Consider the following 25,444-nt stretch of genomic DNA (forward strand, 5'->3'; position numbering starts at 1 on the left):
AAATAAAAACTTAGAAACCACAAGAGTAAATCTTGTGGTTTTTTTTTAAATTTGCAAAATCTTTTAAAAAGTAAAAATGGCCGATCAGTTAAGTTATCTATTTTGTACAAGAACCAGCAGGGACTTGGCAGAGAAAATTGCCCAGAATTATGGGAAAGAATTAGGAAAAATCAACTTTCAGGAGTTCAGCGACGGGGAATTTGAGCCTGTTTTGGACGAATCTGTAAGAGGAGGAAGAGTTTTCCTGATTGGATCTACATTCCCTCCTGCAGACAATCTTTTGGAGCTTCTTCTAATGATTGATGCAGCAAAAAGAGCTTCTGCAAAGAGCATTACCGTAGTAATTCCTTACTTCGGACTTGCCAGACAGGACAGAAAAGACAAACCAAGAGCACCGATCGGTGCTAAACTAGTTGCTAACCTTCTTACAGCAGCAGGAGCAACAAGAGTAATGACTATGGATCTTCACGCAGACCAGATTCAGGGATTCTTCGAAATTCCGGTAGATCATCTGTATGCTTCTTCTATTTTTGTGGATTATATCAGATCTTTAAATCTTGATAATCTAACCATTGCTTCTCCGGATATGGGAGGTGCAAAAAGAGCTAAAAACTATGCCGGCCACTTAGGTGCAGAAGTAGTAATTGCTTATAAGGAAAGAAAAAAGGCAAATGTTGTGGAAGAAATGTTCCTTATTGGGGATGTAACAGGTAAGAATGTTATCCTTATTGATGATATGATTGATACTGCAGGTACACTTTGTAAAGCTGCAGATATCTTAATTGAAAAAGGAGCAAAAACAGTAAGAGCTATGGCAACTCACGGAGTGCTTTCAGGTAAGGCTTACGAGAATATTGAGAACTCAAAACTCTTGGAAGTTATTGTAACTGACTCAATTCCTGTTAAAAATAATTTGTCATCTAAAATAAAAGTGCTATCTTGCGCCCCATTATTTGCTGACGTTATGACAATGGTTCATGAGCACAAATCAATTAGCAGCAAGTTTGTTATTTAATTGATTTTAAGCAGGTTGCAAATTAAAATTAGAATAATTTTTTAAATTTTTTATAAATGAAATCTATTACAATTCAAGGTACAAAAAGAGAAAGCGTGGGCAAAAAGTCTACAAAAGCTTTACGTGATGCTGAATTAGTTCCTTGTGTTGTTTATGGAGGTGAAGCACCTTTGAACTTCTCTGCTGAAGAGAGAGCTTTCAAAGGATTAGTATACACTCCTGAAGCACACACGGTATCTATTGAAGTTGACGGAAAAACAATTCCAGCTGTTCTTCAGGATATTCAGTTTCACCCAATTACTGACAAAATTCTTCACATCGACTTCTATCAGTTATCTGACGATAAGCCAGTTATCATGGAAGTTCCTGTAAGAATTACTGGACGTTCAAAAGGTGTTGTAGCTGGTGGGGTTTTACGTCAGTCTTTCAGAAAACTAAAAGTAAAAGCTATTCCTGCTAACCTACCTGACGAAATCGTTGTAGATGTTACTCCATTAAGAATTGGTAACAAACTTTACATCGGTGGTATCAAAACAGAAGGATATTCTTTCATGCACCCTGACAACGCAGTAGTAGTTGCTGTTAAGATGTCTAGAAATGCAATGAAAGGTGGTGCAGCAATGCAGGATGATGAGGATGAAGAAGAAGTTGCAACTGAAGAAGGTGCAGCTCCTGAAGCAGCAGCTGAAACTGCAGCAGAATAAGAATTGCTTATTTAAACCATATAAAAACCCGTCAGTTTTGGCGGGTTTTTTATTTGATCACCGCTCTTCACAGCATGAACTATACAACGTAATAGGTTGTTTCCAATTTTGTCTGCTTGCTTTATTGTCTTTCTTCACTTTAAACTATCGAATATTTCTATCACCTGACAATGATCAGTAGCCAACCTCATGCTTCCTTTCGAAAAAAAAGCCGTAAATTTGAAGAGTTCTAAATAAGAACGGTTTAATTTAAAAAATAAATAAATGTTTGACATTCAGGAAATAAGAAGCCAGTTTTCTATATTGGACAGAGAAGTGAATGGTAAACCCCTGGTTTATCTGGATAATGCAGCTACATCCCAAAAGCCAAATTCAGTTTTGGAAGTCTGTCACGCATATTATACAGAACTTAATGCCAATGTTCACAGAGGAATTCATACGCTGAGCCAGCTGGCAACAGAAGAAATGGAGCTTTCAAGAAGAAAGATCCAGAAATTCATCAATGCTGAACATGACTTTGAAGTAATTTTTACAAAAGGTACGACAGAAGGGTTAAACCTCATCGCTTATATTTTAACACAAAAACTCCAAAAGGATGATGAAATCATTATTTCATATCTGGAGCACCATTCTAATATTGTTCCCTGGCAGATGCTTTGTGAAAGAACCGGAGCAAAACTTCGTGTAATTCCGATTGATGAAAACGGAATCCTTCAGATGGATCATTTTGATCAGTTTCTGAGTGAAAAAACGAAGGTTGTCTCTGTAAATCAGGTTTCCAATGCATTGGGTATTGTGAATCCTATTGAAGAGATTATTGCCAAAACAAGAAAAAATACGGATGCTTATGTTGTTATTGACGGAGCTCAGTCTGCCCCGCATTTCAATATTGATGTTCAGAAACTGGATTGTGATTTCTTCGTATTCTCAGGTCATAAAATGTATGCTCCGATGGGAACAGGTATTTTATATGGTAAACAAGAAATATTAGAAGCTTTGCCGCCGTTTCACGGAGGAGGAGAGATGATTGCAACATGTTCTTTCGATGGTACTACTTATGCAGGTCTTCCGTTCAAATATGAAGCAGGAACGCCCAATGTAGGTGGGAATATTGCTTTAGGTGCTGCCGTTGATTTCATGAATAAAATAGGTCACACCAATATTCAGAATCATGAAAATGCCCTATTGGAATACGCACAAAGACAGCTTCTGGAAATAGATGGCATTAAGATCTATGGTGAAAAAGCAAAAAGAACCGGAGTTGTATCCTTTAATCTGGAAGGAATAGGGATTGCTTCCGATGTCGGGATGATCCTTGATAAAATGGGAATTGCTGTAAGAACAGGGCACCATTGTACGCAGCCTATTATGAACTTCTTTAATATTGCCGGAACAGTGAGAGCAAGTTTTGCTGTCTATAATACCTTCGAAGAAATTGATGTTTTGGTGGAAGGGGTTAAAAAAGCACAGAGAATGTTGAGCTAATTAGTACTACATTTCAACTATAAATTAAAAGCAGCCTTGGGCTGCTTTTTTTATTAATCCATGGGTACACAATAACATCGGCCATCAATAATGACCTGATAGTATCCAATAGCACACTCAAGGCAGATTTCTCCTCCTGCCATCATGCTTTTCATTTTTTCTTTGTTTAGCTTTTTCATTTGATGTGATTTAAAGTGTAAATATAAAGGTGTAAAATTGTGATAAAAATTCTTATTCGTTTTAAAAATGCATGTAATGTATTGATTTTGTGTATAATTATTGATGTTTTGTGAAATATTTCGCTAATTTTATATAAACATCAAATCCTTTATTATGAAAAAACTATTTATTCTATTATTATCTATTTGTGGTCTATGTGACGCACAAGTTTTTTCTGAAAACTTCAATGGTAATACTTTGCCGACGGGGTGGACGGTAGAGAATCCGGATAACGCTTTTAACTGGAATGTGGGTGCACAGAATGGTTTCGCAGGCTTTCCAGATGGGGCAGCTTTTTTTGATGATGATGATGCGGGGCCAACCGGGGTTAATACAAATGCCAGATTGATTTCTCCTGTAATTAACCTGACCGGAGTGGTAAATCCAAAGCTGTCGTTTAATTATGCCAATATGATTGATAATCTGGATTCTACTTTAAAAGTTGAAGCTTTCAATGGAACTTCCTGGATTCAGGTTTTTACCTTTTCAGGCGAAGCAGGGGTATGGGATCTTGATTTTAATACATTCTCATATGTAGTAACGAGCTATGATGCTGCTACAAATATAGACCTGACACCCTATGTGAACCCGGCTTTTAAATTAAGATTTGTTTATGATGATGCCGGTGATTATTCTTATGGTGTAGTAGTAGATGATGTAAAGATTACGAGTGGTGTTTTGGCAACTTCAGAGGTTTCACATACTGACCTTATGAACGTATATCCAAATCCCGTCAAGAAAAGCCTTTATATTAAACAAAGCTCAGGAATTAAAGTTGAAAAGGTATCTGTCATTGATCAGTCGGGGAAGCTGGTGAAAGTATTGAGTAAAGGATTGGATTCCTATGATTTATCAGATCTGCCAAAAGGAGTCTATATAATAATGATCACTAACCATGATGGAAAAATGGTTAAGAAGAAAATTATTAAGGAATAACTATTGAAAATACTTTTAACAAAAAACCCTTATAGAATAACTATAGGGGTTTTATATATTTTTAAAGAGTAACCTTTATAAATTTGGCTTCCAGTCAACTACTGCTCTGATGAATGCTTCAGCATTTTCAACAGGAACATTCGGTAGAATTCCGTGGCCTAAATTAGCAATGTATCTGTCTTTTCCGAAACGGTTGATCATTTCATTCACCATTTTCTTAATGGTTTCAGGAGTTGAATGAAGTCTTGCCGGATCAAAATTCCCCTGCAGCGTCATCGTATGATTGGTCAGCGTTCTTGCGAATTCCGGCTTAATAGTCCAGTCTACCCCAAGAGCAGAAGCTTTAGACATCGTCATGTCTTCCAGTGCGAACCAACATCCTTTTCCAAATACCACTACATGGGTAAGCGGACTTAATGCTTCCACAATCTGATTGATATACTGCCATGAGAATTCCTGATAATCGGTAGGAGAAAGCATTCCTCCCCATGAATCAAAAACTTGTACTGCAGAAACTCCTTTTTCTACTTTTCTCTTTAAATAAGCAATCGTAGTATCAGTGATTTTTTGCAATAATAAATGAGCTGCCTCAGGCTGTTGGAAACAGAACGACTTTGCAATATCAAAAGCTTTGCTTCCTTTTCCTTCTACACAGTAACAAAGAATGGTCCATGGAGAACCTGCAAAACCGATCAATGGAATCTCATTATCCAGTTTCTGAAGAGTAAGTTCAATAGCATCAAAAACGTAGCCTAAAGTATCGTTCACATCCGGAGTTTCAATATTCTGAACCTGTTCCATTGTTCTGATAGGAGTATCCAGCCATGGCCCAACGGATTCTTTCATTTTGAAATCAATTCCCATTGCCTGCGGAACTACCAGGATATCAGAAAACAGAATCGCGGCATCCAAAGGAAATCTGCGGATAGGCTGTAGAGTAATCTCAGCAGCAAGTTCAGGAGTCTGACATCTTGTAAAGAAATCATATTGATCTCTTAAAGCAATGAATTCCGGCAGATATCTTCCAGCCTGCCTCATCATCCAGACAGGAGGTCTTTCAACGGTTTCTCCGCGAAGTGCTTTTAAATATAGGTCGTTTTTTATCATAATCTATTGTAACTAATATTACCGGCAGTTTCGGTAACAGATATTCTAAATTCTACTTCTGATTTCTTTTCTGATCAATGCAAATATCGATGTCAGCGTATTTTCTTCAGAAGTAAAAATTTCTTCCTGCGTATAATTTCTCAGCTCACCGGAAGTGGTTTCGCCAATAGAAAAAAGCTTCATGCCTTGCAGAGAATTTCGCCTTGCAAAACTACGAACTCCGCTCGGACTAAAAAATACTGCAGCATGATATTTTTCAGTTATTACAGGATTGATTTCTTCAGTATTGTAAATTGTAACTTTTTTGTACTTAATGTTTTGTAAAGGAAGATCTTTATCCAGAACGTTAATGGCAAGATTGCCACAGAAGTGCAGGAACTGCTCGTGCTGACATTTTCCAATAATGAATCTGGAAAGCGTTTCAGCATTTTTCAGCACCTTAAATGTTCCAAAACCATGTTTCCTCATCTCTCTTTTGGTCTTTTCTCCTACGCAATAAATTTTGTTATAATTTTTTGCAGTAAAATCCTCATTGGGTTTGAATCTGTTTTTAAAAAAAGAAGTAACTCCATTGACACTGGTGAAAATCAGAGAATAGTTTTTCAGCTCAAAAGGACTGATCATGATAGGTTTGGTCTTAATCACCTCAACACAGTCAACCCCAATATCTTCTCCTAATTCTTTGGAAATAATAGATGGGTCTATATTTTTGGTAAATAAGATTTTCATGTCTGTAAAATTAAGAAGATGAAAAGTAACGGTAAATGGTTAAGAGAATTGAAAATCTGAATATCAGATCTGGCTTTTGATTTCTGCCATTAATTCTTTCCCTCCGTTCTCAAGAACAACTTTTGCAAACTTTTCTCCAAAATTTTCGGTTGGAGTATACACAAAGTTTTCATCTACAGCAATGCAGTTTTTCCCGTCCAGAGAGCAAAGTGCTGCCTTGAAGCGGATCTGATCGCCTATGATTTCTGCAAAAGCCCCGATAGGTGCAGTACAGCCGCCCTCTAAAGTACTCAGGAAATTTCTTTCAATTTCCACACAGATCTGAGTCTCTTGGTGATTGATCTGGCGCACAATTTCGTTAATCTCCGGTTTGTCGGTATGTCCGGCCACAGAGATTACACCTTGTGATGGAGCACAGATCATTAATGGAAGCATTTCATAATCAATTTCCATTTTCATTCTTTTGATTCCCGCCAAAGATAAAATGGTGGCATCAAAATCTCCGTCTTCAAGTTTTTGAAGTCTGGTTTGAATATTTCCACGGATATCCGAAAAATCAGTAGCCGGGTAATTTCTCAGCCAGAAAGCTCTTCTTCTCAAACTGCTGGTAGCAAGTTTAAGCTCATGGAATTCTTTATTCCTTGAAGATTCTTTTCTGATCAGAATGTCCTGTGGATAATCTCTTTCGAGATAAGCAATCATCTCAATATTTTGAGGCAATTGAGTAGGAACATCTTTTAAAGAATGTACGGCAATATCAATTTCGTCATTCAATAAGGCCATATCAAGGTCTCTTGTGAAAACCCCGGTAATTCCTAAAGAGTAAAGTGGCTGATTAAGGTTCTTATCGCCAGAAGATACGATAGGAACAATTTCCGTTAAATAATTGTTGTTCTGAAGGTGCCTCGCAACCTCTCTAGCCTGCCAAAGTGCAAGTGCGGAATTTCTCGTTCCGATTCTAATGCTTTTCATTGAATTCGTTGTTTGGTTGTTCAACTAATATTTCGTGCATTAATTTACTAATTTCTTCGGCTTTTAAAGGATTATCGATGATATATTTTGCAAAACGGTTGGTGATTTTCTGGATCATTTTATCAGAAAGTTCCATGTCCGTGATGTTTATGTATTTATTCTTTTTGTAAAAGTTATGCATTTCATTGCGTTCCATATTCTTTAGAACTGCTTTAAAATGATGAATATTAGGTGCCAGTTTTCTCTTTTTCTCCCACTCAATAAAGTCTTTCATCAGTTCCTTAATGATTTTTTCAGCTTTCGGGATTTCTCTTTCACGCTGTTGAATCGTCTCCTGAATTTGTTTTGAAAGCTCATCTACGTCAATCAGGGTTACGTTTTTATTTTCAGTAACATTCTTTTCAACGTTATGAGGAATAGAAAGATCAATGATCAATGTTTCTTTTCCATTCGGGAAGTGAGACTGGTTGACAATAGGATGCTTGGCTCCTGTTGCCACAATAAGAATATCCGTGTTTTTTAATTCCTGGTCAAAATCAGAATAATCAACATGAGGAATATTATATTTCTGGGAAATCTTTTCAGCTTTCTCCTGAGTTCTGTTGGCAATTTTAATTTTTGGCTGATAGACATGCTTTACCAGATTTTCAACGGTATTCTGTCCTATCTCACCTACACCCAAAAGAAGAATGTTTTTTTCAGTTATTCTTTTCTGGCTGTTTAAAATATAATGAACCGCAGCATAAGAAACAGAAGCTGCACCATTGGAAATGCCGGTTTCATTTTTTATTCTTTTCGAAATCTGAATAGCCGCATTGATCGCTCTTTCCAGATAAGGATTAGAATTTTGTCTTTCTTTTTTGAAACGGCTGTATGCTTTTTTAATTTGCCCGATAATTTCAAAGTCTCCGATAATCTGACTTTCAAGACCTGCTGCTACTCTGAAAAGATGGATCAAAGCTTCCTCTTTGGTAAGAATATTAGCAAACTGAAGAAAATCGGTAAGTTGTACTCCAATTGTTTTGCAGTATTCTTCGGCCACTAAAAGGTAATTGGGAGAAGTAGTATAAATTTCGGTCCTGTTACACGTGGAAACCACAAATGCATCACCCAGGTCTTCCTGATGGACTCTGGAAACAAAGTTTTTGATATTCTCATCAAAGAATGCAAACTTTCCTCTCGTTTCTACGTCGGCTTTCTCGTAGCTTATTGAAAGCACGGCAAAGTTTGACGTTCGATGAATGTTGGAATACTGTAACATAAGCAGTCGCAAATTTACGATTTTTTTAATTAACCTCTCTCAGATAGTGTATATGATAATTATCGTAAAAAACTATAAAAGGTACAGAACATGGAATGTTAAATTATAAAATAGCTTATCTGGTCAGATAGCATCTGTTTTACCTGTAAATTCCCCGGTTTTGATTAGCCTTTCTGCCCATTCGAAAATTGGCTTTTTTATCCTTTTAACATCCCATTAATTTTAGTTGAAATCAAACTCTGTAAATGTCTAAATTGAAAGTTAATAAAGAATTATAAATTTTAATAAAATTTTAACCAAATTAAGTTGGTGGGAAATTTCTTTAGTACTGTTAAATTTATATCTTTGTAAACTTAAAATCAGAAGAAAAATATGAGTTTATTTGATATGTTTACGCAAGAAATTGCGATAGACCTTGGAACTGCTAATACCCTAATCATCCATAATAATAAAATTGTTATAGATCAACCTTCAATTGTTGCAATTGAACGTTCATCGGGTAAGCCGATTGCCGTCGGAGAGCAAGCCAAGCATATGCAGGGTAAAACTCACGAGGATATCAAAACCATCCGTCCTTTGAAAGACGGGGTTATTGCTGATTTCCACGCTTCTGAACACATGATCAAGGAATTCATCAAGAAAATTCCTGGAATCAAAGGTAAATTCATTCAACCGGCATTACGAATTGTAATCTGTATCCCTTCTGGTATTACTGAAGTTGAAAAAAGAGCGGTAAGAGATTCTGCTCAGAAAGTAAACGCAAAAGAAGTAAGATTGATCTACGAGCCAATGGCTGCTGCAATAGGAGTTGGGATTGACGTACAAAAACCTGAAGGTAACATGATTATCGACATAGGTGGTGGTACTACGGAAATTGCTGTAGTAGCGTTAGGAGGTATCGTATGTGATAAATCTGTGAAGATTGCCGGAGACGTATTTACGAATGACATTGCTTATTACTTAAGAACTCACCATAACCTTTATATCGGGGAAAGAACAGCTGAAAGAATCAAAATTGAAGTAGGTTCTGCAGTAGAAGATCTTGATGTAGATATCGAAGACATCCCGGTACAGGGTAGAGACCTTATTACAGGTAAGCCAAAAGAAATTATGGTTGGATACAAAGAGATTGCACGCGCATTAGATAAATCAATCATCAGAATTGAAGATGCCGTAATGGAAACATTATCTCTTACACCACCGGAATTGGCTGCTGATATTTACAAGACAGGTATTTATCTTGCAGGAGGAGGAGCGTTATTAAGAGGTCTTGCGGACAGAATTCACAAAAAAACTGGTCTTCCGGTATTTGTTGCTGAAGATCCGTTGAGAGCTGTAGTTCGCGGAACAGGTATTGCGCTTAAGAATATGGATAAGTTCAATTTCTTAATTAAATAATTTTAACTTTTTAGGACTTTATATCTGAATGGGATTTTTGCTGAGATTATTTTCGAAGAATACTCTTTTCGTCTTCTTTATATTCCTGCAAATTATTGCTCTGGTTTTGATATTCTCAAGAAATGCCATGCAGAGATCCTGGATTGCGGGCCAAACGGCTGCATTTAATTCCTGGGTTTCCGGATATATTGATGAAGGAGTTTCTTATCTGAAGCTAAAACAGATCAATGAAGATCTTGTGGCTCAGAATAAAGCCCTTATGACTGAACTCTACGGAAAAGACGGGTCAAAGAATCCTGTTTTCAAAAGAGTTCATGACACCATTGGTGGCGGGCAGATCTATACTTTTGTTGATGGTGAAATTGTTTTCAACAGTATCAACAGAAGAAACAACTATTTTACAATCAACCGCGGACGCAGAGACGGAGTCTTTCCTCAAATGGGAGTAATGGCACCAAGAGGTATTGCGGGAATTGTAATCAATTCTACAGATAGTTATGCATTGGTTCAATCGGTGTTAAGTGTTAACAAGATCAGAATTAATGCAGCCCTTAAAAACTCAGGGTATTTTGGTACTTTAACATGGAATGGAGATAACTCAAGGGTGATGCACCTGGCAGATATTCCAAAATATGTTGCCTTAAAAGTAGGTGATACTGTTGTTACAGATGGTAAATCTGCTATTTTCCCTAAGGGAGTTACCATTGGTACTATTGCGGGATACTCTGTGGACAATAAAACCGGCTTCTGGGATATTTCCGTAGAGCTGAGTGAAAAAATGGGAGCGTTGAATAAAGTGTATGTAGTGAAGAATCTTAAGAAAGCAGAAGTACAGAAGATTCAGGACACTATGCAGGCTGTAATAAAAAAGGAAAATGATTAGCAGGACTTTATTTACCGATATATTGATCATGATCTTTCTTGTTGCATTACAGATATTTGTATTGAACAGGATTACGCTTTTCGGGAAATATACTCCGGTATTATATCCTGTGTTTGTTATGTTCTATCCATTTTTCAGAAATAAATTTCAGTTCCTGGCATTGAGCTTTTTAATAGGGCTGTCCATTGACGGTTTCCTCTATTCGTGGGGAATCAATGCATTTGCAACAACGTTAATTGCCTATTTCAGAACGTTGATATTCAGGACTTCTACAGATACGTCTACGGACTTTTTCTCATTTCAGTCCCTTCAATGGGCGCAGTTTTTGCTGTTTTTATTTTCAAGTATTTTCCTGCATCAGCTTTTAGTACAGTATATTGAGTTCTTTAAGTTTAGCAGGTTTTTTGAAATATTATTTAATGTGTTGGTAACAAGTGTAATTTCATTTATCTTTATAGTCATCTACGCATTAATATTTAAAATCAAACAAAAAGTTTGAACACACGTTATTTAAAAATTTTTTCCGTCCTCGTTATTATCGCCCTTATTTTTGTGGTGAGGCTTGCTTATTTGCAGTTATTTACAGACCGTTATGCATTAAATGCTGCCAATACATCCATTAAAACAGAATATGTAATTCCACAGCGTGGGGTTATTTTCGATAGAAATGGTAAAATCATGGTAGGTAACCAGCCCGCCTATGAAGTTTCGTTTACCCAGGCTTTAATGAAACCTGATTTTGATACACTGGCTTTTTGTAGTTTAATGAAAATTACAAAACAGGATTTTATCAATAAAATCAATGTGATCAAAAAGGAAAAATATTATTCTAAGCTGACCCCGATGACTTTCATCAAAGACCTCAGCAGAGAAGATATTGCCAGGGTTCAGGAAATTATTTTCAAGTATCCCGCATTTAATATCGTATCAAGACCTCAGCGTCAGTATGAAGTTTCCACCTCCGGAAACCTTCTCGGTTATACCAGTGAGGTAAACGAAAGAGATATTAAAAAAGATTCTCTCTACTATTTACCGGGAGATTTCATTGGGAAAACAGGGGTTGAAAAATCTTACGAGAAAGAACTCCGTGGAGTAAAAGGAGTAAAATATATCCAGAAAGATATCAGACTTCGGAATATTGGTTCCTATAAGAACGGTGCTTTGGATAAAGATGTGATTACGGGTAAAGATATTACTTTAACCATTGATTATGACCTTCAGAGAACGGCTGAAGAAATGTTAGTCAATAAACACGGTGCCATTGTAGCTTTAGATCCTAATAATGGAGAAGTTTTGGTAGCAGCAACCGGACCGGATATTGACCCGAACCTTTTTACCGGACCTAATAAATCAAAAAACTTATACGCTCTTTCAAAAGATACACTTTACGAAAATAAACCTACTTTTGACCGTGCATTACAGGCAGGATATCCTCCCGGATCAACCTTCAAATTACTGACTGCTTTAGCGGCAATGCAGATGGGGGTAATGGATGAGAAAACAATCTTCCCTTGTGGAGGAGGATTTTTCTATAAAGGAAAAAGAATTAAAGGTCACGGTGGAGCAGATCCGCTTATTCCTTCCATTCAGGTTTCGAGTAACTGTTTTTTCACCTACGCTTTTATTGCCATTATCAAAAAATATCCGGGAAACCCTTCAAAAGGTGTTGATGAATGGAAAAAAATCATGAGCAGCTTCGGAGTTGGAGAGTTTTTAAATAACGACTTCGCCGTTGGGGCAAAAGGAAGAATACCTTCAGGAGATTTTTACGAAAAAAGGTTTAAAGCCATCATGAAGGCAAGCGGTTCTCAGAGAACTGATTTTAAAAACTGGGATGAAATGTCTACCGGTGCTATTTATAATGGAATGGGTCAGGGAGATGTTCTGGTAACTCCTATTCAGTTGGCCAATTATGTAGCTGCTATTGCTAATAAAGGATGGTATTATACGCCTCATATCGTAAAAGGGATTGATGGAAAGCCTAATCCTGACCCAAGATTTAAGGTGAAACATAAGACTTTGGTAGATCCTAAACATTTCGAACCTGTACTGAAAGGTATGGAAGCTGTAGTGTTGAGAGGAACGGCAAGAGGACTGAAGTCCAATGACTTTACCCAATTAGCAAAAACAGGAACTGCACAGGTGCCACAGGGGAAGGATAACTCCATCTTTGTATTGATTGCTCCTGCTGATAAACCCAAAATTGTTGTTGTAGCAGTTATGGAACATGCAGGGTTTGGAGCTACATGGGCAGGGCCAGCCTGTACCGTGATTGCAGAAAAATATATTACTGGTGATTTGAAAAGAGAAAATCTTTACAAAAAAATGATCACCTCGAGTTTCATGCCTGAATATAAAAGGCAATGGATTGCAGATTTAAAACGAAAAGGTTTGTACGTTGATCCTAAACCTGATTCAATTAAACGAAAAAGATTAAAAGATAGCCTGGATTTGGTAAAACAACAAAAGGCTAAGCTGCAAAAAAAAATAGAAGAGGAAACTAAAAAGAATAACACCGCTAAAAAACCTGTAAAGCAATGAAGTGGACGGAAGGAATAGATAAACTGGGCCTTGGGCTGTATTTCCTGCTTTGCATTTTTGCCATTGCAAATATTTACAGTGTGGACCAGAAACTGGGTGAAAAACAATTGGTTTTTTTCTGTATTTCTGTATTTGTGGGGCTTATTATATTCGTAGGAAGAAGTAAATTCTTTGAGAATATGGCCGGGATTATTTACATTGGAGGAGTTTTACTGTTGATCGGGCTTTTCCCGTTTGGTAAAGAAATTCTGGGCCAGAAGAACTGGTATAAGTTTGGAAGTTTTACCATGCAGCCTGTGGAATTTGCGAAAATAGGTACAGCCTTGATGCTGGCCAATTTTGTTTCAAGCCCGGATTTTAATATTAAAAATAAAAAATCTATCTGGACTTCCCTCGCCATTATTGGAATTCCGGCAGCTGTCGTTCTGGCGATTCCGGATGTGGGTTCTATGCTTGTATTCATTGCATTTTTCATTGCTTTATATAGAGAAGGACTGAGTGGTCTTTTATTCGGGATAGGATTTATTTTTGCGGGAGTCTTTCTGATTTCTTTAGCTGTTCCTCCTGTTTATGTGGCTGTAGCCGTTTTAATCATTGCCGGTGTTCTGATTGCTATGAATTACCATAGAATGTCATGGGATGTGATTTCTATTTCAGGAATTACCGGTTCTGTTCTTTTATTGTGCGGACTGGCTTTCGGATCTCCTTATATTCTAGAAAAACTGCCTAAACACCAGAGAGAAAGAATTGAGGTTCTTTATAAAGGGGAAAAAGCATTCAGAGATACTTCCGGATATAACTTATTATACTCAAAAACAGCCATTGGATCTGGTGGACTTTGGGGAAAAGGATATCGTGAAGGATCTGTTACCCAGGGGAAATTTGTGCCGGAGCAGGAAACTGATTATATCTTTTGTACAGTAGGGGAAGAGTGGGGCTTTTTAGGAAGTGCAATTCTGATCTTATGCTACATGGTTTATATAGGAAGAATATACTATCTGGCAGAGCAGCAGAAATCTACTTTTAACCGTGTATTCGGGTATTGCTTTGCTTCCATTCTGTTGATGCACTTTTCAATCAATCTAGGGATGGTTATGGGGCTTTTCCCTACCGTTGGGATTCCTCTTCCCTATTTCAGTTATGGAGGGAGTTCCTTATTGGCTTTCTCAATGATGACTTTTATTTTCTTTAAACTTAATTACTCTGATAAAAACAGTTTAGTGTAACTCTTTTCATACGAATTATAAAATCGTAAAGGGTACTGTTTTTTCTTTATAGATCTGCCGATTGCTGAAATATATTGTCGTTTTTAAATCATAAACAATGAAAGAAGCTTATGTCCTGGATCAGGATTTTGAAAATATTGGTCTTTCTCAGCTGGAAAAAGGGGAGTACGAAAACTGTACATTCAGAAACTGTAATTTTGAATACGCAAATCTATCCGGCTTCAGCTTTACAGACTGTGAATTTGCAGGATGTAATCTCAGCATGGTAAAATTGGTGAAAACAGCTTTTCATGAGGTTGTTTTCAAAGAATGTAAGATGTTCGGACTTCAGTTTAATGAATGTAATGCATTCGGATTATCTTTTATGTTTGATGGAAGTGCTTTGAATAATTCAGTTTTTTATCAGGCGTCCATTAAGAAAACAGTTTTTAAAAATTCCAAATTAATTGAGGTGGATTTTACTGAATGTGATTTATCAAATGCAGTCTTCAGTAACTGCGATCTGTCAGGCGCTATTTTTGATGGTACAAACCTCGAAAAGGCAGATTTCCGAACATCGGTTAACTATTCAATAGATCCGGCTTTAAACAGGCTTAAAAAAGCTAAATTTTCACTATCTGAAATCTATGGGCTGTTGTATAAATTAGATATTGACATTGATAAGAACAGTTGATATCTTCAGTCGTATGATAAGCGAGATATTAAAATGTCAATATTGAATCAATAGGAGCGGATTTTAACCCGCTTTTCTTTTTAACAATATTCCAAGGCTTCAGCCTAAATTTATTCTAAAATATAACCTATAAAAAAGCCATCAGATTTCTGATGGCTTCATTATTTAAATCAATTATTTATAAAATTAAAAATTTGCGGGTGTAGAAAGAGTAGTAGCTGCTAAGTTATTGTAAGCTTCTCCTTCTTCGTTGATCACTCTTTTTGCGAATCTGAACTTAGGTCCCCAATAAGAATCATTCAGTGAAGAAATCATTACTCCTTTTGATGTTGCTGCGTGGATAAATTTAATCTCACCCTCTTCAGAAACACTTTCTACAATACCTACATGAGAAATTCTTCTTCCGTGAGAAAAGAAGATTAAGTCTCCTTTCTGTAGCTCTCCTTTTTCAATTCTTTCTCCTTCCTGAGCCTGAGAAGCTGCTACTCTAGGTAAGCTAAGGCCTGCTGCTGCTCCGAATACGGAAAGAACAAAAGCTGAACAATCTATACCGTTTCTGGTTGTTCCTCCATATCTGTAAGGAGTTCCAAGGTATGTTTCAGCTTCTTCAAGGATACCGTCAATGGTTTTATTATGTTTGATTGCTTTTGCAATCTCAGAATTCTTAACTGCTTTTTTAGCACTAGCGATAGATGCAGCCTTTTCAGCAAGGAACGAGTCGATAAGTTTTTGCTTATCCTGCTCCATTTTTTTGTTATCTATAGAAGCTAGTTTGGCATCTGTTTTGTATTCTTTTGTGTAAGTTGCTGGTTTTGAAACCACATAATTTGTAGCACACGATTGCAATGAAACTGTAGAGACTAAAGCAACTAAATAAAACAAAACTCTTTTCTTCATATATATTTGATTATCCGTGTTAAAAAGGAATATTTATTTTCAAAAGCAATACAAAAGTAGAGATTCCGAGCAAAAGACCCCTGATATGATAATTGTCAGGATCTTATTTTAACACATTTTAACATATAATTTACATATGTTAAAGAAAAATAAACCGCAACAGCCTGTTTTTGGTAAGTGTGCGGTTTTTTTTATTAAGATTCTTTAACAAACGCAATCGACTTTCTTCTATATATCAGGTTTTGTGATATAAAACTCTAATTTTCAACTCTGTTAATAAAACAAAAAAATTCCCCGGAAAACCGAGGAATTTAACTAATATGGAACTTTACAGGACGTTATTTTGTAAACAACATTTCTCTGTATTTTGTCATCGGCCAAAGCTCATCGTCAACCATCATTTCCAATGCATCAGAGGCTTCTCTGATTGGGTCGAATAATGGTTTTACTTTATTACAATAGCTTTCTGCCTGTTTTTGGCTGTCTGAAATACCTTTTGCTGCTTCTCTGGCTTTTAGAAGTTCTTCAACACCAAGTTTAATTTTAGAAACATTTTCAGAAATGCTTGTAATTAAACTCATTTGTTCTTTTGCTAAAGACTTGAATTCTTTATCACCAAAGATTTCTTTAAGACCTTTCACATTTTCAATTAATCTGTTCTGATAATTTAAAGCAGAAGGAATGATGTGGTTTCTTGCAATATCACCCAATACTCTGGATTCGATATCAATAACCGTAGAGTATTTCTCTAATTTGATTTCGTTTCTCGCTTCAACTTCTCTGTGGTTGAAAATTCCCATTTCCTCATATAGGTCCAAGAATTTTTTATCCATTTCCTGCTTTAAAGCTTCTGGAGTTGTTTTAAGGTTGTTTAATCCTCTTTTCTTAGCTTCTTTCGCCCAGTCATCAGAATATCCGTCTCCTTCAAACATGATGCTTTTACACTGCTTGATGTATTCTCTCAATACGTTGAAGATCGCTTCATCTTTCTTAAGACCTGTTTCAATTAAAGCATCAACTTCTTTCTTGAAATCGTTAAGCTGTTTTGCAGCAATAGTGTTCATTACGGTCATAGACTCTGCACAGTTTGCAGAAGAACCTACCGCTCTGATCTCAAATTTATTTCCTGTAAATGCAAAAGGAGAAGTTCTGTTTCTGTCAGTGTTATCTAACAGGATTTCAGGAATCTTTCCAACAACATTTAATTTTAATTCTGTTTTCTCTTCCGGAGATAGTTTTCCGTTTGTTACTTTTTCAAGTTCTTCCAATACACTGAACAGCTGGCTTCCGATGAATACGGAGATAATTGCTGGTGGAGCTTCATTGGCACCAAGTCTGTGGTCATTGCTTGCAGAAGCAATACTTGCTCTTAAAAGGTCTGCATATTCGTGAACCGCTTTAATCGTGTTGACAAAGAATGTTAAGAACTGTAAGTTTTTCTTTGGATTTTTTCCAGGACTTAACAGGTTTTCACCAGTATCTGTAGCCAAAGACCAGTTGTTGTGTTTTCCGCTTCCGTTTACTCCCGCGAATGGTTTTTCGTGGAAAAGAATGTGGAAATGGTGTTTGTGAGCTACTCTCGCCATGATATCCATCAACAAAGAGTTGTGGTCTACAGCAACGTTCACTTCTTCAAACATTGGTGCAAGCTCAAACTGGTTGGGTGCTACCTCGTTGTGTCTTGTTGTTGCAGGAATCCCCAATTTCATACATTCGATTTCCAACTCTTTCATGAAGTTCATTACTCTTGTAGGAATAGAACCGAAATAATGGTCATCTAACTGCTGTCCTTTTGCAGGAGAATGTCCTAATAATGTCTTACCTGTCAGCACAAGGTCCGGACGGGACTGATATAATGCTGAATCTACAAGGAAATATTCCTGCTCCCAACCCAAAGTAGGAGTTACTTTCGTTACGTTTTTGTCAAAATACTGCATTACATTCGTTGCAGCTTCGTCTACAGCGTTCAAAGCTCTCAAAAGAGGTGCTTTATAATCTAACGTTTCTCCTGTATAAGAGATGAAGATAGAAGGAATACATAATGTAGTTCCCATAATGAATGCCGGAGATGTAGGATCCCAAGCTGTATAACCTCTTGCTTCAAAAGTATTTCTGATACCTCCGTTAGGGAAAGAAGATGCGTCTGGCTCCTGTTGGATAAGCATGTTTCCACTGAATCTTTCGATTGCTCTTCCTCCTTCAATTGGTGTAAAGAAAGAATCGTGCTTTTCTGCAGTAGTACCTGTTAAAGGCTGAAACCAGTGCGTATAGTGGGTTACCCCTTTGCTCATTGCCCAGTCTTTCATTGCTACAGCTACCTGATCTGCGATATGTCTCTGGATCTTAGTTCCTTTTTTAATCGCATCCATGATAGAACCGAATGCTTCTTTCGTTAAATATTCTCTCATTGTTTCTTCTGAGAAAACATTTTTACAGAATAGTTCTGATAATTTCGCAGGGATCTCAACAGAGTTGTCTTTTCTGAAATCCTTAAATGGAAGGGTTTCTAATGCTTTGAATCTTAAGGTTGACATAATTGGGTTGATTTTTTACAGTGCAAATTTACAAAAAAAATGAATCGAAAATATTTTAACCCCTAAAAATTTTAGGGGTGTTCTGAAATTTTATATAATTTAAACAATTGTTTGGTGTTTTTTAACAGGGTGTTTTATGTTTTCTGTTTAAAAACATTTGTAGAAACAAGAAATTGGTTGTCTGGATGGTGCAAAAAGCGATTGTATTTGCTGTGTTGCGGTATTACCAAATTAAAATTACAATTATTTAAACTAATTCTTGAGATTTTTTCTGAAAATAAATAAAAATAAGGGTAGAAAAATAATAAATGAATAGAGAAAAGACTTAAAATAATCTATGTCATAAATATCAAATGCGTAAAATAAGATATGAGTTGCAAAAGTTATTAAGAGATAAGGTATTACTTTTTTAGAAGAAATAACTTCATTCACAAAGAACATGACCAGCATTTGAATGAGAATTACCAGCGGGAACTTATCGAACAACCCATAAATTCCTGCAAAAGGGGATATTAAAATTGATTTAATAATTTGGGTAAAGTCCGGTGCTTCATCAAGCTGAAACAAAAAAAATAAAGCTCTGATAGGAAAGTATATCAAGATATGACAAATCCATATTTTCCAAAAAAGAGAAATTCTGCTTAATTTATTTTTCATAAGGTTTAATAATTTTTACAATTTCATTATTGACGGTTCCATCTGAATTCAGTTTGCCTTTAAATCCATACCATTTTGGTTTATGCTTTGATAAATATAGCATTAATAATGGTAAATCTATCCTGAATTGTGAATCTGTTACTTTAGCATTAGGCGTAAAATCATCAAATGCCGGAACAATATCGTTAAACCAACTAATTGCTTGAGCTCCGGCTCCATGCCAGCCGCCTTGAGGGTCTTTGTCTGCCATATTCTGGAACCTGGATATCGTTGATGAACTTGTTTTTCCATAAATAGGAGGAGCTACAACCCCTTGTTCATGTTGGATAAATTCTTTGTCCCAGATATAAGCGGCGTCTCCTTTTAAGGGTGTTTTAGCATATTGTCCATACATCAGCTCATGAAATTTGGTTATGGCAAAATCGCAAATCCCTAAATTTAATTCATTGAGAATAGTTTCAACATCATTGGCTAAAAAGCTGTTGCCTCCTTCCAGTGAGTTTGATAATGCCTTTACCAACCCTTTAGCCCCTTTGCACCACTTTACTTCATGCCCGAAACGGTTCTTAATATTCCAGTCTACTCCTTCGTAAAAATCATAAATTTGCTTGAAAGGAGCAAGTCTTCCAGGTATTTTGTGTTCAATAATATAGGAATAGGCTCTTCTCCAGGTATCATTATTTTCTGCCCTGTCTTTTGTAAGCCATGAACCATCCTGTCCTTTCCAGTCTTCTATTTTTATAGCTTTGTTTCGTAAAGCAAGTTTATAGGTTTCGTAATCAGGAAATTCTCCTCCAATATATTTTTCTACAGAATTTTTGTTGGTCAGGAAATCATACATCGATTGAGGAAAGTTATTGCCAACATAATTTTTGGGAAGAAGTATTTTAATTTTGCCGCCATCAATATTAATATATTTTGAATGATGAATGGAGGAATCAAAATATTTTACTCTAGAAGCTCCCTCTGCAATTTCTATAACAAGTGGATTGATATTTTGTTCCACATCTTTTACTCCGGCGTAGTTGAAAAGAATATTGATTACAGGAAATATTTTTCCCACAATAAAGACTCTTTCTTTAGGAAATATATCTGTGGAATAGTCAGATAACTGAATAGGCTTAATATATTTTCTGTAATAATTTGCATTACGAATCTGAAAAAGGGTTTTTACCGTATTAAGTTCTGTTTTATTGAGAAAAAGAACATCTGCTTCTTCCCTGTCTTTTACGGTTAATATTTCCTGTTGTGTAAGATTTGAAATACTCATCGACGGATATTGGGTAGGTAATCCTAATCTTTTTGGATAGCTCATTTGTTTATGTTTAATATGATTAGGACAAACTTAGCCTTAGCAGACGCCAAATCTCGACGTATTAAAGCAAATATTCATCAGCCTGAAGGATATGTTTTTAAACGACTTGTTAAAAGACAGTTAAAATAAAGTGGGCAAAGATTTTGTATATTTGTGTGAAATTTATTTTATGACAAATTCTAGAGCAAGAGAAACAACAGAGGCTATTGAAAGACTATACATCTCTATGAGACATTTATTTTATAGAGGATTTTTCAAGCCAGGTGGAGTTTCAGGAGAGAGTATCAGAAGTTTGTTAAAGACCATCAATCCGGAAATTTACGGAACCATGAATATTCCAAGTAAATTGGAACTGGACGGTTTGATGTATGTACTAGACAGACTTCCGGAAGGAATTGAAGAATGTGCTTTTATTCATCTTACATCTGATGAAGGGTTTGACAAAGGAAGTTTCGAACCTATTGTTCCTAAGAAAAGAAGAAGAAACTGTTATAGAATAGACGAACACCAGATGAATATTGAGGTTCTTTTGGGCCGTTCCGAAATTTATGACATTCTTACCCACCTTACCTTCCTTTTTATAGAAGCTGACAAAATCCGTAATCTGGCATTTATCCAGGATGAAAACTGGAAGCCGACACGTGCCTTCAAAATTATTGAAGAAGTGGTAAAGGGTGAAAAAAAATACAGCAGAAAAGAAAAAGAAGTGGCACTTATTCATCTTTCTTCTTTAATAGGAAGATCTTTTGATGAGACTTTAAGAGCCTATAATACTTTTGGTGATGACCATAACCCTGACCGTCTGTTCAAAATCATTTACAACTTAGGAAAAGTAAGTCTTGATGATGCAAAAGGAAGCAGAGAAAGAGAAATTCATTTCAGTTCTATATTAAAAGAGAGAGTGGGACACCACTATTTCGGGGAGAAATGGGCGAATAAAGTGAAAGAGGTTTTATTTGAAAATGATCTTCATATGAGACCTTTGCACATTATTTCTGCCAATATGCACTCCGTGAAAAATATGCTGTATGCCAATAATGCTCTTAAAAAGAAACAGCACCATGAGATCGACTATAAACTATACGAAGAGATCTCCAACAAAAAAGAACTTCGTGACAAAGTTTTAAAATATGCTCTGGATGAAGGGATGATTCATATTGCAGACAAGAGTGGAAGTAATATTGATGTACAGATCATAGACCTCAGCAAAACAGACCTGAAGAATACCCCATTTGCAGACTGTAAGTTCGGAGGAGATGATGTGGTAATGGTTTTTGACTACGCATTCGGAGAGCAGGCTTTTGAAGTAATGGATGAATTACTTCGACCTTTCGAACATAAAGGAGAAGTCTATATGATGCATGTGAAGTCTGTTTCCATCATGGGTAAAGCAGGTATTCTTACCGGAGAGAAAGGAGATATTATGATTCCTACTTCTCATATTTTTGAAGGAACAGCAGATAATTATCCTTTTGAAAATGCGTTAAAGCTGGAAGATTTTAAAGATGATGAATTAAAAGCATTTGAAGGTCCAATGATTACGGTGTTGGGAACCTCTCTCCAGAATAAAGATATCCTTTCCTACTTTATGAATACTTCATGGAAAGCCATTGGACTTGAAATGGAAGGAGCTCACTACCAGAAAGCCATTCAGGTGGCATCTAAAATCAGACATCACATTTCACCGGATCTGTTTGTAATGTATGCTTATTATGCATCGGATAACCCGCTGGAAACAGGAAGTACACTATCTTCAGGAGGCTTAGGCCTTACAGGAGTAAAGCCAACGTATCTGATTACTTTAAGAATCCTTGAGAAGATTTTAAGAAGCGGAAAGAAAGAAGCTTCGACTAAAAAATAATTACATTTTTAAGATGACTTTTCTTTATAAATTAAGAAATAATTTCATGAGCGTATCTTTTATGCTCATGATTTTTTTTGTGTCAAGTTGTAACGTAAAAGAAGAACAAAATTTTCCTTTTTACCAGCAAACGAATGAAAATAACTGTGGTCCGGCTTGCTTAAAAATGATTTTTGAGTATTATGGAAAAATCTATTCAGAAAAGTACTTAGGTGAAATGACTCATGTCAATAGTAATGGAACAACTATGCTTGAATTATCTGATGCCTCAGAAGCGCTGGGATTTAAACCTACAGGACTAAAGGTTGATTTTCTAAATCTGAGTAAAAATGTTAATTTACCATGTATTGCTTATTGGAAATCCAAACACTTCGTAGTAGTTTATAGGATAGAAAATTCAAAAGTTTATGTAGCAGATCCAGGAGACACCTTAAAGGTTTATGATAAGGATGAGTTTTGTAATTTGTGGGAGGATCCTCAATATATTGGTGAAAAAACTGGTTATATTTTAGAAATTAATAAATAAAATTATGAGCCAAATCTTACAATTATCAAAAAGATTCAGAGAAGTTTTGCTGGATGGCCTCTGGATTGCCAATACCAATTTTAAAGACCAGCTTTCAGATGTGACCTGGGAACAGGCTATGACAAAGATTGATTCTTTAAATACCATTGCAATGCTCACTTTTCACATCGATTATTATATTGCAGGCATTGTCAATGTCTTTGAAGGAGGAGATCTTGAAATAAAGGATAAATTCAGTTTTGATCTTCCTCCCATAGAATCACAGAAGCAATGGGAAGACTTGCTGGGTAAGCTTTGGGTAGATTCTGAAAAATTTGCAACCTTATTGGAACAGATGCCGGATTCCAGACTTGATGAGGTTTTTGTGGATGAAAAATATGGAACCTACCGAAGAAATATAGACGGAATGATTGAGCACAGCTACTATCACCTGGGACAGATTACTTTAATCAAGAAACTCTTGAAAAGCCGATAAAATATCCTTGTTAAGGTTTTAAACCTTGGCAAGGATCACAAATAAGGTTTAAAAAGAATTTAACAACCCGAATTAAAATCCATCTAAAACCATAGCAAACAGAATAAAACCTCAGAATAACTCCTATTTGAGGTTCTTAGTTAAATTACCTACCTTTAGAAAAAATAAAATTTTAAATGAGAAAATCGGCTGCAATCATTTTTGCGTTTATCATTTCACAATTTCAGGCTCAGCAAGGAGCTTATTATCAGCAGGCTGCAAAGTATAAGATGGATATTGATGTTAATGCTGAAAAATTTACCTATCAGGGAAAACAGACTTTAGAATACACCAATAATTCGCCGGATGAGCTGAATGTGGTTTATTTCCACTTATACTGGAATGCCTTCAAACCTAATTCTATGATGGACCAAAGAGTGGCTTCACAGGGAAAAAATGGTGACGGAAGACTTCAGAAAGACGGTGTTTCAAGACTTGCTTCCATTCCAAAAGATCAGGAAGGTGCGCAGAATATCCACTGGATTAAACAAAATGGAAAAGACCTGAAATTTGAGGTTCAGGAAACCATTATGAAAGTATATCTGGCAGAGCCTATCAAGCCAAATTCTACCACTACTTTTACAATGGATTGGGATTCTGTAATCCCTCAGCAGATCAGAAGAAGCGGAAGAAACAACAGAGAAGGTGTAGACATGACTATGACCCAATGGTATCCGAAAATTGCTGAATATGATTATGATGGCTGGGCTACTTTTGATTATCTGGGAAGAGAATTCCATGCGCCATTCTCCGATTTTGATGTTACCATTAAAATCAATAAAGATTATGTGGTAGGAGCAGGAGGTATTCTGGAGAACCCTTCAGAAGTAAAAGGCTATGATGCCAATGCAAAAATAAAAACAGAAAAAGATAAAAAGGCAATCTGGAAATGGACGGCAAAAAATATTCTTGATTTTGCATGGAGTGCAGACAGAGATTATTCTGTAGAAAGCTTCAATGTTCCGCAAGGTCCGAAAGTATACCTGGTGTATCAGAAAAATGATAAAACGAAAGCGTGGGGTGAATCTCAGCCTTATATTACGAAATACTTCCAGATCATGAATGCTCACTTCGGAAAATATGTATATCCTACCTATGCATTTATCCAGGGAGGAGATGGCGGAATGGAATATGGGATGTGTACCATGATTTTAGGAGAAGCTAAAAGTGTTAAAGATTTAATGGGATTAATGGCTCATGAAGGATCTCACTCATGGTATCAGCAGATGCTTGCCACTAACGAATCTGTACGTCCGTGGATGGATGAAGGTTTTACAAGCTATGCGGAAGGATACACCATGTATCAGTTATTTCCTGAAGATTTACCAAATCCTTTTGTTGAAAGATTAGATGCCTACAGAAACTTTGTTAAAAAAGGAATTGAAGAACCTGCCGTTTGGTTAGGAGACCATCATGATAACGGTACTGCTTATACTTATGCATCTTATGTAAAAGGTGAGTTGTATCTGGTACAGCTTGGATACATTATGGGAGAGCAGAACCTTGCAGAAACCTTAAAACAATATTATGATCAGTGGAGTATGAAACATCCTTCAGACAGGGACTTCCTTCATATTGCACAGAGAGTTTCCGGGATGGATCTGAAATGGTTTCATAACTATTGGATCAATACCACAAAGACGATCGATTACGGAATTAAAGATGTAAAATACGATGCAAAATCTACTACCATTACCTTAGTCAACAATGGCCAGGTTCCAATGCCGATTGATTTTGGCGTAATGACAACTGATAAGAAGATTGTTACGTATCAGATTCCAATGAATATGACGCATACATGGAAAGAAAAGGATGCGTATGGTGAGTTTAAAACAATGCCTTACTGGCCTTGGACACAGAAAGAATATACGCTTACCATTCCTTATACAAAATCTCAATTATCGGTTCTGGGAATTGATTTCAGCCAGAGAATTGCAGATGTGAATATGGAAAATAATTTTGTTGAAGTGAAATAACAATAGACCTATACA

Annotated in this window: 22 protein-coding genes; 14 read left to right on the forward strand and 8 right to left on the reverse strand. The window is 36.3% G+C overall.

The window, feature by feature from the left end:
- Positions 1-76: 76 nt before the first annotated feature.
- The 3 genes from FB551_RS16725 to FB551_RS16735 all read left to right on the forward strand — a co-directional run bounded on the left by FB551_RS16725 (position 77) and on the right by FB551_RS16735 (position 3,204).
- On the forward strand, positions 77-1,015 hold the full coding sequence (locus FB551_RS16725; protein ID WP_047426959.1) for a ribose-phosphate pyrophosphokinase: 939 nt from the start codon (positions 77-79) through the stop codon (positions 1,013-1,015).
- A gap of 56 nt (positions 1,016-1,071) precedes the next feature.
- On the forward strand, positions 1,072-1,719 hold the full coding sequence (locus FB551_RS16730; RefSeq protein WP_047426962.1) for a 50S ribosomal protein L25/general stress protein Ctc: 648 nt from the start codon (positions 1,072-1,074) through the stop codon (positions 1,717-1,719).
- Positions 1,720-1,983: 264 nt separating this feature from the next.
- On the forward strand, positions 1,984-3,204 hold the full coding sequence (locus tag FB551_RS16735; protein WP_142018308.1) for an aminotransferase class V-fold PLP-dependent enzyme: 1,221 nt from the start codon (positions 1,984-1,986) through the stop codon (positions 3,202-3,204).
- Between the two features lie 53 nt (positions 3,205-3,257).
- Here the strand turns inward: FB551_RS16735 and FB551_RS16740 are convergent, their stop codons facing one another.
- Positions 3,258-3,383: a GNAT family acetyltransferase gene (locus FB551_RS16740; protein WP_142018309.1), complete on the reverse strand. Its 126-nt coding sequence runs from the start codon at positions 3,381-3,383 to the stop codon at positions 3,258-3,260.
- Between the two features lie 154 nt (positions 3,384-3,537).
- Here FB551_RS16740 and FB551_RS16745 point away from each other — a divergent pair, with 154 nt between their 5' ends.
- A complete protein-coding gene (locus FB551_RS16745; RefSeq protein ID WP_142018310.1) occupies positions 3,538-4,359 on the forward strand; it encodes a T9SS type A sorting domain-containing protein in 822 nt (273 codons plus the stop codon).
- 75 nt (positions 4,360-4,434) lie between these two features.
- Here the strand turns inward: FB551_RS16745 and hemE are convergent, their stop codons facing one another.
- From hemE to hemA, 4 genes are all read right to left on the reverse strand, one after another.
- Positions 4,435-5,466 carry a uroporphyrinogen decarboxylase gene (gene hemE, locus FB551_RS16750; protein ID WP_089692984.1) on the reverse strand — a complete coding sequence of 344 codons (1,032 nt, stop codon included), beginning with the start codon at positions 5,464-5,466 and terminating at the stop codon, positions 4,435-4,437.
- Positions 5,467-5,511: 45 nt separating this feature from the next.
- Positions 5,512-6,195: a uroporphyrinogen-III synthase gene (locus FB551_RS16755; protein ID WP_142018311.1), complete on the reverse strand. Its 684-nt coding sequence runs from the start codon at positions 6,193-6,195 to the stop codon at positions 5,512-5,514.
- A gap of 63 nt (positions 6,196-6,258) precedes the next feature.
- Positions 6,259-7,167 carry a hydroxymethylbilane synthase gene (gene hemC, locus FB551_RS16760; protein WP_142018312.1) on the reverse strand — a complete coding sequence of 303 codons (909 nt, stop codon included), beginning with the start codon at positions 7,165-7,167 and terminating at the stop codon, positions 6,259-6,261.
- Complete coding sequence (hemA, locus tag FB551_RS16765; protein WP_034691745.1) at positions 7,154-8,428, reverse strand: glutamyl-tRNA reductase; 1,275 nt, start codon at positions 8,426-8,428, stop codon at positions 7,154-7,156. The genes hemC and hemA overlap by 14 nt, the downstream gene beginning before the upstream one ends.
- Positions 8,429-8,800: 372 nt before the next feature.
- Here hemA and FB551_RS16770 point away from each other — a divergent pair, with 372 nt between their 5' ends.
- The 6 genes from FB551_RS16770 (at position 8,801) to FB551_RS16795 (ending at position 15,149) form a co-directional block, all read left to right on the forward strand.
- Positions 8,801-9,826, forward strand: a complete 1,026-nt coding sequence (locus FB551_RS16770) for a rod shape-determining protein (RefSeq protein ID WP_002982450.1) — start codon at positions 8,801-8,803, stop codon at positions 9,824-9,826.
- A gap of 28 nt (positions 9,827-9,854) precedes the next feature.
- Positions 9,855-10,709: a rod shape-determining protein MreC gene (mreC, locus tag FB551_RS16775; RefSeq protein WP_047426984.1), complete on the forward strand. Its 855-nt coding sequence runs from the start codon at positions 9,855-9,857 to the stop codon at positions 10,707-10,709.
- Positions 10,702-11,208 (forward strand): hypothetical protein, encoded by a 507-nt coding sequence (locus tag FB551_RS16780; RefSeq protein WP_002982456.1) that lies wholly within the window; start codon positions 10,702-10,704, stop codon positions 11,206-11,208. Before mreC ends, FB551_RS16780 begins: the two co-directional genes overlap by 8 nt.
- Positions 11,205-13,250, forward strand: coding sequence for a peptidoglycan D,D-transpeptidase FtsI family protein (locus FB551_RS16785; RefSeq protein ID WP_047426988.1), 2,046 nt, complete (start codon positions 11,205-11,207; stop codon positions 13,248-13,250). Before FB551_RS16780 ends, FB551_RS16785 begins: the two co-directional genes overlap by 4 nt.
- Positions 13,247-14,476, forward strand: coding sequence for a rod shape-determining protein RodA (rodA, locus tag FB551_RS16790; protein ID WP_047426990.1), 1,230 nt, complete (start codon positions 13,247-13,249; stop codon positions 14,474-14,476). Before FB551_RS16785 ends, rodA begins: the two co-directional genes overlap by 4 nt.
- Positions 14,477-14,573: 97 nt before the next feature.
- Positions 14,574-15,149, forward strand: a complete 576-nt coding sequence (locus FB551_RS16795) for a pentapeptide repeat-containing protein (RefSeq protein ID WP_142018313.1) — start codon at positions 14,574-14,576, stop codon at positions 15,147-15,149.
- A 186-nt stretch (positions 15,150-15,335) separates the two neighbouring features.
- On the opposite strand, the gene FB551_RS16800 is transcribed toward FB551_RS16795, so the two are convergent.
- From FB551_RS16800 to FB551_RS16810, 3 genes are all read right to left on the reverse strand, one after another.
- Positions 15,336-16,046, reverse strand: coding sequence for a C40 family peptidase (locus FB551_RS16800; RefSeq protein ID WP_047426996.1), 711 nt, complete (start codon positions 16,044-16,046; stop codon positions 15,336-15,338).
- Between the two features lie 338 nt (positions 16,047-16,384).
- Positions 16,385-18,580 (reverse strand): glutamine synthetase III family protein, encoded by a 2,196-nt coding sequence (locus tag FB551_RS16805; protein ID WP_047426998.1) that lies wholly within the window; start codon positions 18,578-18,580, stop codon positions 16,385-16,387.
- Positions 18,581-19,226: 646 nt separating this feature from the next.
- A complete protein-coding gene (locus FB551_RS16810) occupies positions 19,227-20,552 on the reverse strand; it encodes a hypothetical protein (protein ID WP_142018314.1) in 1,326 nt (441 codons plus the stop codon).
- 169 nt (positions 20,553-20,721) lie between these two features.
- On the opposite strand from FB551_RS16810, the gene FB551_RS16815 reads away from it, so the two are divergent.
- The 4 genes from FB551_RS16815 to FB551_RS16830 all read left to right on the forward strand — a co-directional run bounded on the left by FB551_RS16815 (position 20,722) and on the right by FB551_RS16830 (position 25,429).
- Entirely contained in the window at positions 20,722-22,413 is a 1,692-nt protein-coding gene (locus tag FB551_RS16815) for a DUF6909 family protein (protein ID WP_142018315.1), read from the forward strand.
- 46 nt (positions 22,414-22,459) lie between these two features.
- Positions 22,460-22,939, forward strand: a complete 480-nt coding sequence (locus tag FB551_RS16820) for a cysteine peptidase family C39 domain-containing protein (RefSeq protein WP_167497885.1) — start codon at positions 22,460-22,462, stop codon at positions 22,937-22,939.
- A gap of 4 nt (positions 22,940-22,943) precedes the next feature.
- Entirely contained in the window at positions 22,944-23,414 is a 471-nt protein-coding gene (locus tag FB551_RS16825) for a DinB family protein (protein ID WP_142018317.1), read from the forward strand.
- Positions 23,415-23,590: 176 nt separating this feature from the next.
- Positions 23,591-25,429 (forward strand): M1 family metallopeptidase, encoded by a 1,839-nt coding sequence (locus FB551_RS16830; RefSeq protein ID WP_142018318.1) that lies wholly within the window; start codon positions 23,591-23,593, stop codon positions 25,427-25,429.
- Positions 25,430-25,444: the final 15 nt, after the last annotated feature.

The sequence above is a fragment of the Chryseobacterium aquifrigidense genome (assembly GCF_006716485.1).
Classification (GTDB): Bacteria; Bacteroidota; Bacteroidia; order Flavobacteriales; family Weeksellaceae; genus Chryseobacterium; species Chryseobacterium vietnamense.